Annotated in this window: 16 protein-coding genes and 1 pseudogene; 13 read left to right on the forward strand and 4 right to left on the reverse strand. The window is 62.8% G+C overall.

Annotated elements, in window-relative coordinates:
• Positions 1-202: 202 nt before the first annotated feature.
• Positions 203-928: pseudogene (locus IVB42_RS13910) on the reverse strand (YiiX/YebB-like N1pC/P60 family cysteine hydrolase); the annotation flags it as partial.
• Between the two features lie 494 nt (positions 929-1422).
• Here IVB42_RS13910 and IVB42_RS13915 point away from each other — a divergent pair.
• Entirely contained in the window at positions 1423-1701 is a 279-nt protein-coding gene (locus IVB42_RS13915) for a hypothetical protein (protein WP_247470440.1), read from the forward strand.
• 72 nt (positions 1702-1773) lie between these two features.
• Positions 1774-2640 carry a catalase gene (locus IVB42_RS13920; RefSeq protein WP_346659046.1) on the forward strand — a complete coding sequence of 289 codons (867 nt, stop codon included), beginning with the start codon at positions 1774-1776 and terminating at the stop codon, positions 2638-2640.
• A gap of 8 nt (positions 2641-2648) precedes the next feature.
• On the opposite strand, the gene IVB42_RS13925 is transcribed toward IVB42_RS13920, so the two are convergent.
• Complete coding sequence (locus tag IVB42_RS13925; protein WP_247372222.1) at positions 2649-3578, reverse strand: AraC family transcriptional regulator; 930 nt, start codon at positions 3576-3578, stop codon at positions 2649-2651.
• A 413-nt stretch (positions 3579-3991) separates the two neighbouring features.
• On the opposite strand from IVB42_RS13925, the gene IVB42_RS13930 reads away from it, so the two are divergent.
• From IVB42_RS13930 to IVB42_RS13975, 10 genes are all read left to right on the forward strand, one after another.
• Positions 3992-4945, forward strand: coding sequence for an AraC family transcriptional regulator (locus IVB42_RS13930; RefSeq protein ID WP_247372224.1), 954 nt, complete (start codon positions 3992-3994; stop codon positions 4943-4945).
• An 18-nt stretch (positions 4946-4963) separates the two neighbouring features.
• Positions 4964-5914, forward strand: a complete 951-nt coding sequence (locus IVB42_RS13935; protein ID WP_247372226.1) for an AraC family transcriptional regulator — start codon at positions 4964-4966, stop codon at positions 5912-5914.
• 101 nt (positions 5915-6015) lie between these two features.
• Positions 6016-6324 carry a hypothetical protein gene (locus IVB42_RS13940; protein ID WP_247372228.1) on the forward strand — a complete coding sequence of 103 codons (309 nt, stop codon included), beginning with the start codon at positions 6016-6018 and terminating at the stop codon, positions 6322-6324.
• 124 nt (positions 6325-6448) lie between these two features.
• Complete coding sequence (locus IVB42_RS13945) at positions 6449-7666, forward strand: NAD(P)/FAD-dependent oxidoreductase (RefSeq protein ID WP_247372230.1); 1218 nt, start codon at positions 6449-6451, stop codon at positions 7664-7666.
• 92 nt (positions 7667-7758) lie between these two features.
• Positions 7759-8670: an MBL fold metallo-hydrolase gene (locus IVB42_RS13950; RefSeq protein WP_247372232.1), complete on the forward strand. Its 912-nt coding sequence runs from the start codon at positions 7759-7761 to the stop codon at positions 8668-8670.
• Positions 8671-8786: 116 nt separating this feature from the next.
• The gene (locus IVB42_RS13955; RefSeq protein WP_247372249.1) at positions 8787-9587 is read left to right on the forward strand and encodes an acetoacetate decarboxylase; all 801 of its coding nucleotides are present in this window, start codon (positions 8787-8789) and stop codon (positions 9585-9587) included.
• Positions 9588-9619: 32 nt separating this feature from the next.
• Positions 9620-10795 carry a patatin-like phospholipase family protein gene (locus IVB42_RS13960; RefSeq protein WP_247372234.1) on the forward strand — a complete coding sequence of 392 codons (1176 nt, stop codon included), beginning with the start codon at positions 9620-9622 and terminating at the stop codon, positions 10793-10795.
• 33 nt (positions 10796-10828) lie between these two features.
• Entirely contained in the window at positions 10829-11974 is a 1146-nt protein-coding gene (locus IVB42_RS13965) for an HlyD family secretion protein (RefSeq protein WP_247372236.1), read from the forward strand.
• A 40-nt stretch (positions 11975-12014) separates the two neighbouring features.
• Entirely contained in the window at positions 12015-13601 is a 1587-nt protein-coding gene (locus IVB42_RS13970) for an MDR family MFS transporter (protein ID WP_247372239.1), read from the forward strand.
• 33 nt (positions 13602-13634) lie between these two features.
• Positions 13635-13979, forward strand: a complete 345-nt coding sequence (locus IVB42_RS13975) for an SDR family NAD(P)-dependent oxidoreductase (protein ID WP_247372241.1) — start codon at positions 13635-13637, stop codon at positions 13977-13979.
• 49 nt (positions 13980-14028) lie between these two features.
• On the opposite strand, the gene IVB42_RS13980 is transcribed toward IVB42_RS13975, so the two are convergent.
• Positions 14029-14529: a hypothetical protein gene (locus IVB42_RS13980; RefSeq protein WP_247372243.1), complete on the reverse strand. Its 501-nt coding sequence runs from the start codon at positions 14527-14529 to the stop codon at positions 14029-14031.
• A 71-nt stretch (positions 14530-14600) separates the two neighbouring features.
• Between IVB42_RS13980 and IVB42_RS13985 the strand changes: the two genes are divergently transcribed.
• Positions 14601-15221, forward strand: coding sequence for a hypothetical protein (locus tag IVB42_RS13985; RefSeq protein WP_247372245.1), 621 nt, complete (start codon positions 14601-14603; stop codon positions 15219-15221).
• Between the two features lie 129 nt (positions 15222-15350).
• Here IVB42_RS13985 and IVB42_RS13990 read toward each other — a convergent pair.
• Positions 15351-15597: hypothetical protein (locus IVB42_RS13990; protein WP_247395466.1), on the reverse strand; the 247-nt coding region annotated here is incomplete at its 5' end.

Genomic DNA, 15597 nt, shown 5'->3' on the forward strand with positions numbered 1-15597 from the left:
GTACTGCTTCATGGGAACTCCTTCGAATCATTTGATTGCGAGGGCTCAACGATAACGGAGCTTGTCTGCCACGAGCGCCGACCGCAATTACGTCATCGTTTGCAAATATTGCAGGCCGAATGACAGCAACTACTTTCGAGCGCCAGCGGAGGGGCATCGTTGGGGTTCGATTAGGGGGGGCAACTGGCTGGCCAGTTTACACCCAATTCATGTTTTTATAGTTGAAGCCGCGCGCGAGCATGGGCTTCACCACCATGAAGTAAGGCGAAATATCGAAATCGCGCGGCGCGTAGAGTGATGAATGACGAGACTCGGCGATTTCGTGCCGCGCAGTCTGGCTCTCGATGTGCGTGATCGTGGGGAGGATCGGGTAACGCACGGCATCGAATGCTTGCGCAATCAGCGAAGAACAGATGATGCGGCTCGCATCGCGCGAGCCGAGCGCGATCGTTCGGCGGCGACAACGCCGCGTCACCGGCCATGGGAATAGATGCCGCATCAGGTCGATGACGTTTTTGAAATCGTAGCCGAGGCCAATCCGCTCGGAAGCGTAGCGGCAGACCTTCTCGCAGTCGACTTCGCTTAGGCTCACCGGCCGGCAGATGCGAGTTCTGCAATGCAGATATTTCGACAGTGGCGCCGACACGACACCTTCATCTATATTGGCTTCGATCAGGACATGAGGCTCGCCGTCAGTTGCAGCACCCGCCATCGGCCCGACGTATAGCGCCGAATGCGACCAAGCCGATTGAGTAAGATACTTGATGCCGCCGGAAATGCGACCTTTGCCCTCGATCAGCAAAACGTCACCTGGTCGAAGAGTTTCGCGCAAGCCCGTCGAATCGTTCGAGGGCAACGGCTCACCGAGGTTGGCCGGCTTCTGCAGCCGCGCAATCAATCGTCCGACGCTGTCGATCATCCAGCCCATCGTTCGTCTCCTCTTTGGAGTGGGCACTGTGATGATCTAGCGAATTGGACCTGGGACTGCGCCAGAGCGATTGTCGTACCTGTAGAGCGATTGCTCTTACCGAACGTCCCGCCGCCAATCGGCTGAGGTTGCGGGGTCGCGCCGCCTTCTCGTGCAGAGCTTTCTGCTCTAAATGATATCCGCCCATTTTATGAAGCAGATGGCGCAGAGAGTAACTCGGCAAGAATTGTGGAAGCAGATGCAGGACTTGCTTGTGAGAGAACTTGGCCTCGAGGAAGCATCTCCCCAGTGCTGGGGCTTCTCCGCGCTCTGTACGTAAGCCAAGCCGGCGTATTCGATTTACCCGTGCCCCTCGCCTTCCGGCCGCTGGTCAATCACGACGCCGCACAACTGCCAGCAATCGCTCTGCAATCGGATCAATCCCTCTGGGGCAGCGCTCCGCCAGTTCCCTACCATCACTGCATCGACGTCAACCACAGACGGAGGGACACGTGATGATCTGGAAGAATCTCGTCAACCAATCTGCGACACTGGCATCACGGCCGAAAGTCCTCACCACCACCTTTATGTGCGCGCTTTCGGCGACGGTACGCTTCGCTTCGACAGGCGATGAAGGCGCGAAGATCCCGGTGGAGCCGGCTCACAGGCAAAATCCCCTGGTCTCGATCATGACCAGGGACAGCGTTCCGATCTTCTGCACGGGCTGGAGGCCGAAACCCGCCCGGCCGCTGGTGTTTCAACGCCCGAGAGGCTGCCGCGCCTGGCCGCGTTAGCAGCACGCTGGAGATATCGTCATGATCGAGCTCCCAACGGGCGCCGCCACGCCCGGGTCCATCGTCGACACATTGAAAGCGATCGCCGCTGCTTCGTCAAAGGCACGTGCCATCTTCGCCAGAGGCCGCTGCGTCCGAGGCACCTATATCCCATCGGACCGGGCGGAAGAAATTACGAAATCCCGGAGCTTCACCGCCGCGTCACGCGTGCTGGCGCGCTTCTCGGTGGACGGTGGCAGTCTTCACGTTCCGGATGCCGCCCGCCTCACGCTGCGCGGCTTCAGCTTCAGGCTGGGCGACATAGATCATCGCTCCGACATTCTCGCACAGAGCGCGCCCGTCCACTATGCGAAGACGCCCGCGCAGATGCTGGCGTATCTGAAGGCGCGCCTTCCCAGGCCGGACGGACCGCCCGATCCGGAGAAACTCAGGGCGTTCTCCACCGCCAATCCCGAGACCTTGCATCAGGCAAGCTACATGGCCGCCCATCCGCTTCCCGCAAGCTTTGCCGACACCACTTACTGGGCCGTCCACGCCTTTCCGGCAACAAATCGGAGCGACGAGACTCAGTTCATCAAGTTCAAGGTCGTCCCGGTCGGTAGCCAGGCTGCCCCGCCCGAAGCTGCAGCCAGGACGAAGCCTGGAGACTTCCTGCACGCCGATTTGAGGGACCGGATCGCAGCACGCACTATCCGGTTCAGCCTGATGGCGGTGCTCGGCCGCCCCGGAGATCCTATCCTGGACGTCACAAGCCGATGGCCGGATGAGGACCACCGGGAGACGGTGCGCCTCGGCACAATCGTGATCACTTCGATCGAAGTGTGCGACGCATTGGCCTTCGATCCAGCAACCCTCGCCGAGGGCATCGGTTACCCGCCCGACGAGATCTTCGCGGCCCGCCGCGCCGCCTACGCGACGTGGCTGGCGCAACGCCGATGATCGAACGGTCAGCTTTCGCTCTCGTTGGCGCCCTGCGTTCCGCGGCGCCACGCCGCAGGGCTGGCGCCGACCTGCGCCGAAAACACTTTCGTAAAGTGGCTTTGATTGGCGAACCCGGCCGAGACCGCAATTTCGGACAGCGACAGGTCTCGCGCCCCCATCAACCGCTTGGCCGCCTCCACGCGCTGGCGCAGCAACCACTGGTGCGGCGGCAGGCCGGTCGAGATGCGAAACGCGCGCGAAAAATGACTGACGGAGAGGCCAAACTCGGCCGCGATCAGTTGCAACGAAAGCGTCCCGCCGAGGTCCGCGTCGAGGCGTTCGCAGGCGCGCTTCACCTGCCAGGGGGCGAGACCACCGCGCGCCGGTCCTGTAATGCTTTGCAGCCCCCCATAGGCCTGGGCAATGTGCGCGGTGAACGCCAGCATCATGTGGTCGATGAAAAGCTGGTTGGCCTCGGCGGGCCGACTCAGCGCTTCCAGCAGCGCTGCCCCGATATGCCGCATAACCTTGTCGTCGTGGCCGGAGCCGAACTGACAGTCGAGGTCGCCAACGGGCGGGGTGCGGTTTTCTCTAGCGATGCCGTCGAGCGCCGAACGCGGCAGATAAAAGTGCAGGGAGTGAAACGGCTTGTCGATGATGAAACCCGGATCACTCCTGAGGTCGTACAGATACGTCGTACCAGCCCTGACATTCGCCTTGCCGACGCACTTGCCGTGATCCCAGAGCTCGCAGTCCGGATAATCGTGAAGCTTCAGGCTGACGAAATAGGCCTCATCGGCTACCGAGCCGGAACGACCGGGCACGGGGTTATCATCGCGGGTTTCGGTGACCGCGAGTTCGATGCCGCGCAGCGAACGCGTGATCAGCGAGGGCGGTGCATCCCTCAGGTGCAATTGCCGCCTGACCCTCTGTCCGAACGTGCTCGCCTGTACCATTAGGACCATTCGCGGGGTTTAATCGGGCCGCCCAACTCGCTGCCGCCACCATCTCGCGGAGCATTATCCGGTATCCGAGTGCGGAGGTCTAGGTGTTGGCGCCGGCGCGAAACGCGATTGTGAGTATAGAAGCCGTGACTGTCATAAAGCGATTTTGTGAAGCGATTTCAACGTCCAACCCACATGATTGCAGACCTTCGCCTTCCCTCAAATAAATGGCGCGCCGGGACGCTTTGAGCAGAATCAGACAAGGCGCGGCCGTTTTGGGAAAGACCCCGTAGTTCTACGCGCCTAGAACGCCGCGGAGAACTCGCGACGCCCAGCGGTACCGGCACAAGCAAACGGTGGCTTTACGCCAGCCCGCGGTCACTCCCGGCGACGCGAGTGCACATCTCCTCTGAAGGCGCATCTCCATGAGCGAACCGATCCCGCGCGATTCTGCGCATGAAAATCCGTCGGCCGCGTCCAGTTCGAGCCAACGCCAATTACGGAATGCCGAACAGCGTTCTGCCGATGCGGAGATGGCGCGCGTTCTCCACACCGAACCGGTCCGCATGGCATTGGATCCCTCCGGGGCCGCGATCGCCCACTGGAAACATGACCCGTTGCACGATGTCGTCGAGCCCATGAGTGACCACGTCATCATGGCTTACAATGGCAGGGTGCAACACGTGGAGCGGCGCTCGGGAAGATCGATCGCGAAGGGAACGTTCCGCCTTGGAGCCGTGATCATCATTCCGGAAGGATCGAGCTCCCGGTGGGATATTCCGAAATCCGTGGATGTCGTTCAACTCTATCTTCCGACCACAACGCTCGCGCGCGTTGCCCGCGAAGCCGACACTGCCACCGCGATTGATCTGCTAGAGCGAACGGGGCATCCCGACCCCGTTACGTCCCGATTGCTCCTGAGCGCGGCCGACGGGCTGGAGGGCAACAACGCCCTCGATGCGCTGTTCAGGCATCAGCTCATCGACCTGCTCGCCACCCGCCTGCTGGCTACGCACACAGCCTCGCCCACCGCGTTCCAGCCGACCGTCGGTGGGCTTTCGCCAAACATCCTGCTTCGCGCCATCGAACGCTTGCGGTCGGACAGCGAGGCCGACGTCTCCCTTGCAGCGCTCGCTTCGGATGCCGGCCTGTCGCGTTCCCACTTCTGTCGCGCCTTCAAGGAAAGTACCGGGCTCTCACCCCATGCCTGGCTGCGGCAATACCGCCTCGAGCAAGCCATGAACATGCTGCGCGACACCGACACCTCGATCGTGTCGGTGGCGGCCGAGCTTGGCTATGCCTCGCAGACGGCGTTCGCAGCCGCCTTCAGGCGATTGACCGGAGAAACCCCAAGCGATTGGCGACGAGCCGCGCGGTAGCAACGCGAGGACAGCTTCATGAACAAACCGATCGTGAACGATCCGCTGGAGGCTCTGCTTGGCGCGGCCGCTACGCACCACGACGGTTCGCCGGCCTCCCAGCGGCGCGCTGCTGACGTGGAGATGGCGCGCGTGCTCAAGACCACGCCGCTACAGATGGCGTCGGACCCTGCCAATGGCGCCATCGCGCACTGGAAGCACGGAGCTCTGCATGACGTGGTCGAGCCGATGACCGACCACGTCATCATGACTTATCCTACGGGCGTTCAGCGCCTGGAGCGGCGCACCGGGAAATCGCTGGCAACCGGAACGGCGCGTCCCGACGTCGTGACAATCATTCCGGCGGGCTCAAGCGCGAAATGGGATATTCCCGGCCCCGTCGATGTCATCCAGCTCTATCTTCCGCGTACGACGCTCGAACGCGTAGCCCAAGAAGCCGACGCATTCGCTCCCGGCGACCTCCTGGAACGGACGGGGCATCCTGACGCCATCACATCCAGCTTGCTGATGAGTGCGGCAGATGTGCTGGAGGGAAATTCGTCCCTGGATGCCTTGTTCAGGCAGCAACTGACGGATCTCCTGGCCACGCGTCTGCTGGCCGCGCATACCGGCTCACCGGTCACGGTTGAGCCGGCCATGGGTGGGCTGTCGCCCCATGCCCTCCGCCGCGCAATTGAACGCCTACGCTCGGGCAGCGATGCTGACGTATCGCTCGCGGCGCTCGCATCCGACGCCGGCCTGTCACGCTTCCACTTCTGCCGCGCCTTCAAGGAGAGCACGGGGCTTTCGCCGCACGCTTGGCTGCGCCAGCAGCGGCTCGAGCGGGCCATGAACATGCTGCGCGGTACCGACGCGTCGATCGAGCTGGTCGCCGCAGAGCTCGGTTACGCTTCGCAAACCGCGTTCACGGCGGCATTCAAGAAGCTGACGGGCAACACCCCGAGCGATTGGCGCCGGCGCATCCGGTAACAGCAATCTCTCTGCAACCGCGTCAATCGCGCTGGCGCGGCCGCAGATTCGATCCCGTACATTTGCGGTATCGAACATCGACGACGGATGGAGACGGACAAATGGCCTGGAAGCACTGTGTCGCCCTCCTTGCAATCATGCCGCGACGTAGGGTCATCGCCACCGCGCTGGTGTACGGACTGTCACTCAGCGTCCGTTTCACTTCGGCGACAGGCGAGGAAATCGAAATTCCGACGCTGGCCACGACGTCGATCGTGACCAACGATGGCGCCCCCGTTCTACGCGATGGCTGGCCCTTGAAGGCCAGCGAGCCGATCACCCTCCAGCTCGCCCGGTCGACGACTTCGCGCGGCTGTCACGCCTCCTGCGAACGTCCAACGACATTAACGCCGGACTGCATCGCTCCCTAAGCGAGCGACAATCTTCGTTTCACGTCTTCGCGTCGTCACCGATTGCGACAAGCCATCCCCATGCGGGAGCGGCAACGGTGACGCGCGCGTGGGTTCGAGAAGTCAAACCAGAGGAGTAGTCCACATGCGACTTGTGATCATTGGCGCCGGCTTCGCCGGCATGTACGCCGCACTTTCCGCCGCGCGCCTGCGCGACATCCAGGGTGTTTCGCCCGAAGAACTGGAGATCGCGCTGGTTTCGCCGGAGCCGACGCTCGTGGTCCGCCCGCGGCTCTACGAATCGAAACCCGAGACCCTGACCGCGCCTCTCTCGGATGTCCTTAAGGCCATCGACGTTGTCTATGTACAAGGCAGCGCAGAGACAATCGACACCCAGTCGCGCGTGGTGAAAATCGCCGCCGCGAAAGGCGCGAAGAAGAGCCTGTCCTACGATCGGCTGGTGGTGGCGACCGGCAGCCGGCTGGCGCGTCCGAATATTCCAGGCCTTGCCGAACATGGTTTCAGCGTCGACCAGCTCGATGATGCGATCGCCCTTGACCGGCACCTGCATGGCCTGGCCGACCGGCCGGCATTGAACGGGCGCGACACCGTCGTCGTGGCCGGCGGCGGCTTCACCGGCATCGAGGCGGCTACCGAGTTGCCAACGCGGCTTCGCGCCATTTTCGGCAAGGACGTCAAGCCGCGCGTCATCATCGTCGACCGCAACAGCGCCATCGCTCCCGCCATGGGCGAAGGCCCCCGCCCGCTCATCGAGGACGCCCTGCACAAGCGCGGCGTGGAGACCCGGCTCGGTGCCGGTGTCGCCTCGCTCGACAAATCGGGTGTCACGTTGACCTCAGGCGAGCACATCGAGGCCGAGACCGTGATTTGGGCAGGCGGCATTCGCGCGGCTCCACTGACCGCGCAGGTCCCCGCCGAGCGCGACAATTCCGGCCGGCTGCTGGTCGATCGTGATTTGCGTGTGCCGTCGGTACCCGGCGTCTTTGCCACCGGCGATGCTGCGAAGGCAGCGTGCGACGATGCCGGAAACTTTGCGCTGATGTCGTGCCAGCACGCTACGCGAATGGGAGCCTTTGCCGGTCACAACGCCGCCGCAGAACTGCTCGGCGTTCCGACCAAACGCTACCACCAGGAGAAATACGTCACCTGCCTCGACCTCGGCGAAGCCGACGCGGTGTTCACCCGCGGCTGGGAGCGCGAGGTGACGATGGTCGGCGACACCGCCAAGAAGACCAAGCAGGAGATCAACACCGTCTGGATCTATCCGCCGAAGGCTAACCGTGCCGCCGCCCTCGCCTCGGCCGATCCGGAGCGTGTCGGCGATGTAAGCGGCTTCTTCTAGACCGTCACGCGAAGCAGGCCGCGCTCCGCGCTGGCTGCGCGGCCTGCCCAAATCAGACCAGCCAGCACCCAACCAGGTAACAGGAGAGAAACATGAACCTGCACGACCCCTCATACACCGGCAACAAGATGCCCGATGAGTTGGTCCCGTCGCGCTACGCGCTGCGGATCGGCGAGATTGACGTGATGGTGGTCAGCGACGGCGTGCTGACCCTGCCGGGCGCGATGTTGGCTCACAACGCTGAACAGGCCGTCCGCGAGGCATGGCTGAAAGAGAATTTCCTGCCACCGGACGCTTTCGATTGGGCGCTCAACGTGGTCGTGGTGCGGAGTGGCGGCCGGACCATCCTCATCGACGCTGGGATGGGCGCGGAGTTTCCCCTGCCTCGGGCCGGACAATTGATCCATCGGCTGGAGGCCGCCGGCATCGATCTCGCCTCCGTGACCGACGTGGTGCTTACCCACATGCACATGGACCACGTCGGTGGGCTGCTCGTCGAAGGCGTGAAGGAGCAACTGCGTCCAGACCTGCAGATCCACGTGGCGGCCGCCGAGGTCAAGTTCTGGGAGTCGCCCGATTTCTCCCGCGTCTCGATGCCGGACGGCTTCCCGGATGCGCTTCGCGCGACGGCCAAACGGTTCGCGAAAGAGTACCGCAGCCAGCTTCGGCTCTTCGAGGATCAGCACGAAGTGGCGCCGGGCGTGGTCATCCATCGCACCGGCGGTCACACCCCCGGGCACAGCATCGTCCGCCTGGCGTCCGGCGGCGACCGGCTGACGTTCGCCGGCGACCTCGTGTTCGCGGTCGGGTTCGAACACCCCGACTGGCACAACGGCTTCGAACACTACCCTGAGGAAGCGGCCCGCGCCCGTACCAGGCTTTTGCGCGAGCTGGCGGAGACGGGCGGGCTGCTGGTGGCCACTCATATGCCGTTCCCATCCGTCGGCCATGTGGCCGTCGCCGGCGACGCGTTTCGTTGGGTGCCGGCCTTCTGGGACTACTGACCGTTTGTCGGGGTAGTGCCGACAAGCGCGCTGTAAGCGCTTCATCCGATACGGGCCGCGTTTCCTGCGCCAAAGCGCGGCCCGCGCAAAATCGATCAACCTGGAGCTCGACCGCGATGAAACATGAGACCGTGCGAACGACGGCCTTCGCCATGCCGCTGACGAACCCGGCTTTTCCACCCGGTCCCTACCGCTTCGTCAACCGCGAGTACTTCATCATCCAGTATCGCACCGATCCCGAGGCGCTGCGCCGGATCGTGCCGGAACCGCTCGAACTCACCGAGCCAGTGGTGAATTACGAATTTATCCGCATGCCCGACTCGACCGGATTCGGCGACTACACCGAAAGCGGTCAGGTCATCCCGGTATCGTATCGGGGCCAGGCCGGCAGCTTTACGCATCAGATGTTTCTCAACGATCATCCGCCCATTGCTGGCGGGCGCGAGCTGTGGGGCTTTCCCAAGAAACTGGCGCAGCCGAAGCTTGCGGTCGAGATCGACACGCTGGTCGGCACCTTGAATTATGGTTCGGTTCGCATTGCGACCGGCACCATGGGCTACAAGCACCGCGCTCTCGACACCGCTGTCGAAGCCGGGAAGCTCGCCGCACCCAATTTCCTGCTCAAGGTAATCCCGCATGTCGACGGGACGCCGCGCATCTGCGAACTGGTCCGCTACCACCTCGAAGACATCACCGTGAAGGGCGCATGGACTGGGCCGGCGGCGCTGGACCTGTATTCGCACGCGCTGGCTCCCGTCGCCGAGCTGCCGGTTCTCCAGGTGTTGTCCGCCAAGCACATCGTTGCCGACCTAACCCTCGGGCTCGGTGCCGTGGTCCACGACTATCTGGCACTTGGCGCGACTGCACGTCGACGCGGGACCGCGTCCGAAATCTTGATCGAAGCGAATGCCGGGTGATCGGATCAGTCGCAACGCAGGGAGCATTGGCCATGTTGAACGTGATACGCGAGCAAATCAGTCCGGTGGCGCAGCAAACCGAGCCACTCCCTTACGACGTCGTCGCCCTCGTGCTGCAAGGCGGCGGCGCGCTCGGCGCCTATCAGGCCGGAGTCTATGAGGGCCTGCACGAGGCCGGCATCCGGCCGAACTGGCTGGCCGGCATTTCGATCGGCGCACTCAACGCTGCCATCATCGCCGGCTCGCCCGAAGGCGAACGGGTGCAACGGCTGCGCCAATTCTGGGAGACCATCTGTGCCTTTTCGATCGAGTGGCCCGCCGGCGAAGGGCTGGCCAATGCCTTGCCCTTTGCGTTCGACATCAGTTCGGTGCGCAACGCGCTGGCGGCGACGAGGGCCCTGGTCCAGGGCCAGCCCGGCTTCTTCAAGCCACGTTTCCCGTCGCCGCTCTGGTCTCCGTTCTCAGGCGATGCGGCGACAAGCTTTTACGACACGGCACCGTTGCGGCAGACGCTGGAGCGACTCGTCGACTTCGACCGCTTGAACTCCGGCGAAATGCGCGTCAGCGTCGGCGCGGTCAATGTCCGCACTGGCAACCTGACCTATTTCGACACCGCCGAACGCCGGCTCGGAGCGAAGCATTTCATGGCTTCCGGCGCTTTGCCGCCGGGATTCCCCGCCGTCGAAATTGAAGGCGAGCACTACTGGGATGGCGGCGTGGTTTCGAACACGCCCCTTTCCCGGGTGCTGTCCGGCGAGCCGCGCGACACCCTGACGTTCCAGATCGATCTCTGGTCGGCAATGGGCCGCGTTCCCCACGACATGATGGAAGTGTCGAGCCGGCAGAAGGACATTCAATATTCCAGTCGGACGCGCGCCATTACGGACCACATGACGCGCATGCAGAAAATGCGTCAGGCATTGCAGCGGACGATGGAGAAATTGCCCGCAAGCGCAAAAGACGATCCGGAAATTCGGGCCATTGCCGATCTGGCCCGCCATCGCTCCTACAACATCATCCACCTGATTTACCAGTCCAAGATCTACGAGGGCCACTCCAGGGACTACGAGTTCGGGCTGAGCGCGATGCGCACGCATTGGCAGAGCGGCCTGGATGACATCCGTCGCACGCTGGCCGAGCCGCGGCGTCTCGACCGGCCGGCCCCTGAACTCGGCATGGTCACCCACGACATCCATCGCCGCGACTGAGCTTAACGCATCCTGCAGATTTGGGAGAACGCCATGTCGACAATTGCCTATGCCGATGAGCAAAAAGCCAAAACCACCCGCCTGTCGCGGCAGGCGATCAAGCGTGCAGCATTGGCGCTGGCGGCGGCGCTCGGCTTCGCTGCGGCCGCCGATTTCGGCCACTATTACCTCACCACCGGCCGCTATCTGGAAACCACCGACGACGCTTATGTCAAGGCCGACTCGACGATCGTCGCGCCGAAGGTCTCCGGCTACATCGCGCAGGTGCTGGTGGGCGACAACCAGCCGGTGACCGCCGGCCAGTTGCTGGCGAAGATCGACGATCGCGACTTTCGCGCGGCGCGTCGCCAGGCCGAAGCCGACGTTGCTGCTGCCGAAGCCGCCGTCCGCAACCTCGATGCACAGCTCGCCTTGCAGCAGCCGATCATCGAGCAAGGCACCGCGGACATCGCCGCCGCCGAAGCTAACCTTAAGTTCGCGCAGGAAGAGCAGGCGCGCTATGACGGATTGATGAAGACCGGCTCCGGCACGGTGCAGCGCGCCCAGCAAACCGATGCAGCGCTGCGTGCCAGCAATGCGCAATTGCAGCACGCGAAGTCCGGCCTGCTCGCAGCCGAACGCAGGGTCGACGTACTCATCACCCAACGGTCGCAGGCCGTCGCACAGCGAGATCGCGCCGCCGCGATGGAGCAGCAGGCAGCGTTGAATCTCTCCTACACCGCCGTCACCGCACCGGTCGACGGCACGGTCGGCGCGCGCTCGTTGCGGGTCGGTCAATTCGTGCAGGCCGGCACGCAGTTGATGGCGGTGGTGCCGCTCGATGCCGTGTATGTCGTCGCCAATTTCAAGGAGACCCAGCTTACCCATGTGCGCAATGGTCAGCCGGTCGAACTGACCATCGACGGCTTCCACGGCACCAGGCTGCGTGGCCATGTGGACAGCCTCTCGCCGGCCAGCGGCCTCGAATTCGCGCTGCTGCCGCCAGACAACGCCACAGGCAACTTCACCAAGATCGTGCAGCGCGTACCGGTCAAGATCGCGCTCGACGATCAAAACCTGAAAGGCCTGCTGCGTCCGGGCATGTCGGCCGAGCCGACCGTCGATACCAAGTCGGCGGCCGTTGCCGAGCGCGAAGCCGGCAAGCGCGTCGCCTCGCGAGGCGCCGGGCCCCACAGTTGAACGGTGCCGAACGCTCACTCCCTCGCATACGAGAAACGCCATGACCACTCAGCAAACGACCGTTGCCGGCGTTCCCGCCAGCGCTACCGTCCCGACAAAAACCTGGATCGCGGTGGTCGGCGCCACCCTCGGCGCCTTCATGGCTGTGCTCAACATTCAGATCGTCAACGCCTCGCTGGCCGACATCCAGGGTGCGATCGGCGCCGGCATCGATGACGGCGGCTGGATCTCGACCTCCTACCTGATCGCCGAGATCGTCGTGATCCCGCTGAGCGGCTGGTTGGCCCAGGTATTCTCGATCCGCATCTATCTTCTGACCAACGCGATCATGTTTCTGGTGTTTTCGGCGGCCTGTGCGCTCGCGCAGAACCTGGCGCAGATGATCGTGTTGCGTGCCGTACAGGGGTTTTCCGGCGGCGTGCTGATCCCGATGGCCTTCACCCTCATCATCACGCTACTGCCGAAGGCGAAACAGCCGATCGGCCTTGCCATGTTTGCGATCTCCGCAACGTTCGCACCGGCAATCGGCCCGACTATTGGTGGCTATCTCACCGAGAACTGGGGCTGGGAGTACATCTTCTACGTCAATCTAGTGCCGGGCGCGCTGATGATCGGCATGCTGTGGTTCTCGCTGGAGCCGGCGCCGATGAAACTGTCGCTGCTTCGCGAAGGTGACTGGTCGGGCATCGTCACCATGTCGATCGGCTTGTCGGCGCTACAAACGGTGCTGGAGGAAGGCAACAAGGACGACTGGTTCGGTTCGCCCTTCATCGTCCAGATCTCGGTCATCGCCGCAGTCGCGCTGTCCGCCTTCCTGTGGATCGAGCTGACCGCCAAGAAGCCGCTGCTGAATCTGCGCCTGCTGGCCCGCCGCAATTTCGGTTTCGGAATCCTCGCCAACTTCCTGCTAGGCATCGCGCTGTATGGCTCGGTGTTCATCCTGCCGGTCTATCTGGCCCGCATCCAGGGTTACAACGCCGAGCAGATCGGCATGGTGCTGGCATGGACCGGCTTGCCGCAATTGCTGTTCATTCCGCTGGTGCCCCAACTGATGCGGCGCTTCGACGCCCGAATCATCATTGGTATCGGATTCGCGCTGTTCGCGGTCTCCAACTTCATGAACATCCACATGACCAATGATTACGCCACCGACCAGTTGTTCTGGCCCAACGTCGTTCGTGCCGTAGGTCAGGCTTTTGTGTTCGCGCCGCTGTCGGCAGTCGCCACATCGGGCATTGAGGCCGAGAATGCCGGCTCCGCCTCGGGTCTGTTTAACATGATGCGCAACCTCGGCGGCGCCGTCGGCATCGCATTGTTGCAGACGCTGCTCACTAAGCGCGAGCAGTACCACTCCAACGTGTTGATGCAGTCCGTTTCCATGCTGGAGCAAGCGACCCAGGCACGGGTCGAGAAGCTGACGCAGTATTTCATCAGCCACGGCGTAATCGATCACGTCGATGCCGCGCGCCGTGCCTATGTCGCGATCGGCAAGATCGTGCAGAAGCAGGCGTTCATCCTAGCGTTCAGCGACTTGTTCCTGCTGCTAGGCGCCGCGCTGATCGTAGCGCTTGCCGCTTCCATGATGCTGAAGAAACCCGGCCAGCTCGATGCCGGCGGCGCCCACTGATCACGTTCCAACAAGCACCCAAGGAGCACGACCATGAATCCCCGCATCAACATCGACCAGGCGTCCAATGGAATTCCCATGCTGACGGACAAGGTGGCGATCGTCACCGGATCGACCAGCGGCATTGGACTGGGAATCGCGCGAGAACTGGCCCGGCTCGGCGCCAACCTCGTGTTGAATGGCTTCGGCGACGCGAACGAGATCGAGGCGATCCGCAACAGTATCGAAGGCGACCATGGCGTGCGCGCCGTCTACGACGGCGCCGACGTGTCGAAAGCGGATGCCGTTCGCGGATTGATCGCCGCGACGATCGAGAAATTCGGTCATCTCGACATCCTGGTGAATAATGCCGGCATCCAGTTCACCGCCCCCCTCTAAGCCTGGGTTCTTGATTTCCAGGTCGCGGGGCAGCTTCGGCTGCCCTGCCCTAGCTTCCGCTGCGGCGTATTTCATCGAGCCGCTGCTGAATCCGGCCTGACACGCCCTGCGTCATGGCGAGAAGGAGCTTCAATTCGCCTGGCGAGAACGAAATATCACGGATCGACTGGATATCGGTGACGATGCTGCCCTTGAGCGGCCGCACCGAGATCGTTGAGGCGTCGGTGTGGGCGTATTCCTGGTTTCTCAGCTTGAGCAAGCGCTCATGGAAGGCTGCCTGTTCGTCGTCGTATTGCAGCAGTCTCTCCGGGAAATTGATGCCCTTTCCGCGCCCTCCGGCAAATGGACGGGCATAGGCTACGATCATTGTCGTCGTAAAAGCGGTCTGTTGCAGCGGCACGCTTCCCCGGCGCAAGAACGACAGGCTGTGCCAACCCTTCTTGAGGATATAGTAGGCGCAAGAGCTTGCGATGCCCAGGTCGCCGTGTGAGGCGTGCAGCTTCTCATAAAGAGCGCGGTCCCTTGGTGAAAGATCTATGTCTTCACTCATCGCGCCCACCCAGCCGCTCGCTTCAGTACCACATAAGGGATTTCATGACAGACATCTTCAAGTTCTGGTCGATGATCGGCAAGGCCGAAACGATCCATCCGCCGGACCGCCCGGTGTTCGCCCGCCTCAACGGCTCGCACGGCTTCGACCTGCGTTGCCTGCCGTCCAACTTCGGCGGAAAGCTGCGTACCGCGCCCGTCGTGTTGCTTTACCTGTCGCCGGGCTTTTCGGAAACCGACGTTCGTGTCGCGAGATCGAAAGAAGGACAGGAGCGATATGTGAAACAGCGAACCGGTCGGCTCGGGTTCACGGACCATCATCCGGAGGCCGCCAGATGGCGAAAGGCCCGGCTGGCTTGGCTGGGTGAGCCGGACACCATCAGAGACAAGGTCGCCATCGCCAACATCGGCGCCTATCACTCCCGGACCTTCACGGATCATCATGTTCTCGCCGCGCTTCCCTCCAGCCGGGCCATGCTCGATTGGGCACAGTCGGTCCTGTTTCCTCAAGCGGAGCGCGGCGAGAGGATGGTCGTCTGCATGCGGGCCGCAAACTTCTGGGGCCTTGAGGCCGGACGCAGGTACGGCAAGGCGCTGTTTGCGCCGCAGACCACTCGCGGCGGGCATATGCAGCGTGGAGAACTGCGGGACACCATCGAAAGAGCGGCGAGGCGCTATCTATCTCGCGGCTAAATTCTTTGTGCCCGCCAGTTGGGCGTGCTTATTTGATGCAAGTATGCTGCGTGTACCTCGTGCCGGTACGGTCGTTTGCGTTGTGCGATACAAGGCATTCGAACGCCCCGTGAACGGAAGCCCGCTTTTTTAGCTGTTGTTGTACGAGATTTTGCCCATGGCATCCGCCGCAAAATACGAGCGCCAATCCTTTCGTTTCTCCGACAGTGTCGTCGGCAGCGCGCAGGACGCAAGTAGAGACAAAACCTGGAATGGCGGGACGTCGGCACCGTTGGCTTGACCATTCGCATCACCAAGAAGAAGGCCATCTGGTACATCCGCAGGCGGGATATCACCATCCGCCTCTGCGAAGTCCGCCAGCTGCCGTATGAGCAAG

Source organism: Bradyrhizobium sp. 45, from assembly GCF_023073155.1.
GTDB classification, from domain to species: domain Bacteria; phylum Pseudomonadota; class Alphaproteobacteria; order Rhizobiales; family Xanthobacteraceae; genus Bradyrhizobium; species Bradyrhizobium canariense_D.

What these genes read in the sequence shown, in the direction of transcription:
- IVB42_RS13915 (WP_247470440.1), top strand. Translation starts at nt 1,423, where the DNA reads ATGATCTGGAAGAATCTCGTCAACCAATCTGCGACACTGGCATCACGG.
- IVB42_RS13925 (WP_247372222.1), bottom strand. Translation starts at nt 3,578, where the DNA reads ATGGTACAGGCGAGCACGTTCGGACAGAGGGTCAGGCGGCAATTGCAC.
- IVB42_RS13930 (WP_247372224.1), top strand. Translation starts at nt 3,992, where the DNA reads ATGAGCGAACCGATCCCGCGCGATTCTGCGCATGAAAATCCGTCGGCC.
- IVB42_RS13935 (WP_247372226.1), top strand. Translation starts at nt 4,964, where the DNA reads ATGAACAAACCGATCGTGAACGATCCGCTGGAGGCTCTGCTTGGCGCG.
- IVB42_RS13940 (WP_247372228.1), top strand. Translation starts at nt 6,016, where the DNA reads ATGGCCTGGAAGCACTGTGTCGCCCTCCTTGCAATCATGCCGCGACGT.
- IVB42_RS13945 (WP_247372230.1), top strand. Translation starts at nt 6,449, where the DNA reads ATGCGACTTGTGATCATTGGCGCCGGCTTCGCCGGCATGTACGCCGCA.
- IVB42_RS13950 (WP_247372232.1), top strand. Translation starts at nt 7,759, where the DNA reads ATGAACCTGCACGACCCCTCATACACCGGCAACAAGATGCCCGATGAG.
- IVB42_RS13955 (WP_247372249.1), top strand. Translation starts at nt 8,787, where the DNA reads ATGAAACATGAGACCGTGCGAACGACGGCCTTCGCCATGCCGCTGACG.
- IVB42_RS13960 (WP_247372234.1), top strand. Translation starts at nt 9,620, where the DNA reads ATGTTGAACGTGATACGCGAGCAAATCAGTCCGGTGGCGCAGCAAACC.
- IVB42_RS13965 (WP_247372236.1), top strand. Translation starts at nt 10,829, where the DNA reads ATGTCGACAATTGCCTATGCCGATGAGCAAAAAGCCAAAACCACCCGC.
- IVB42_RS13970 (WP_247372239.1), top strand. Translation starts at nt 12,015, where the DNA reads ATGACCACTCAGCAAACGACCGTTGCCGGCGTTCCCGCCAGCGCTACC.
- IVB42_RS13975 (WP_247372241.1), top strand. Translation starts at nt 13,635, where the DNA reads ATGAATCCCCGCATCAACATCGACCAGGCGTCCAATGGAATTCCCATG.
- IVB42_RS13980 (WP_247372243.1), bottom strand. Translation starts at nt 14,529, where the DNA reads ATGAGTGAAGACATAGATCTTTCACCAAGGGACCGCGCTCTTTATGAG.
- IVB42_RS13985 (WP_247372245.1), top strand. Translation starts at nt 14,601, where the DNA reads ATGATCGGCAAGGCCGAAACGATCCATCCGCCGGACCGCCCGGTGTTC.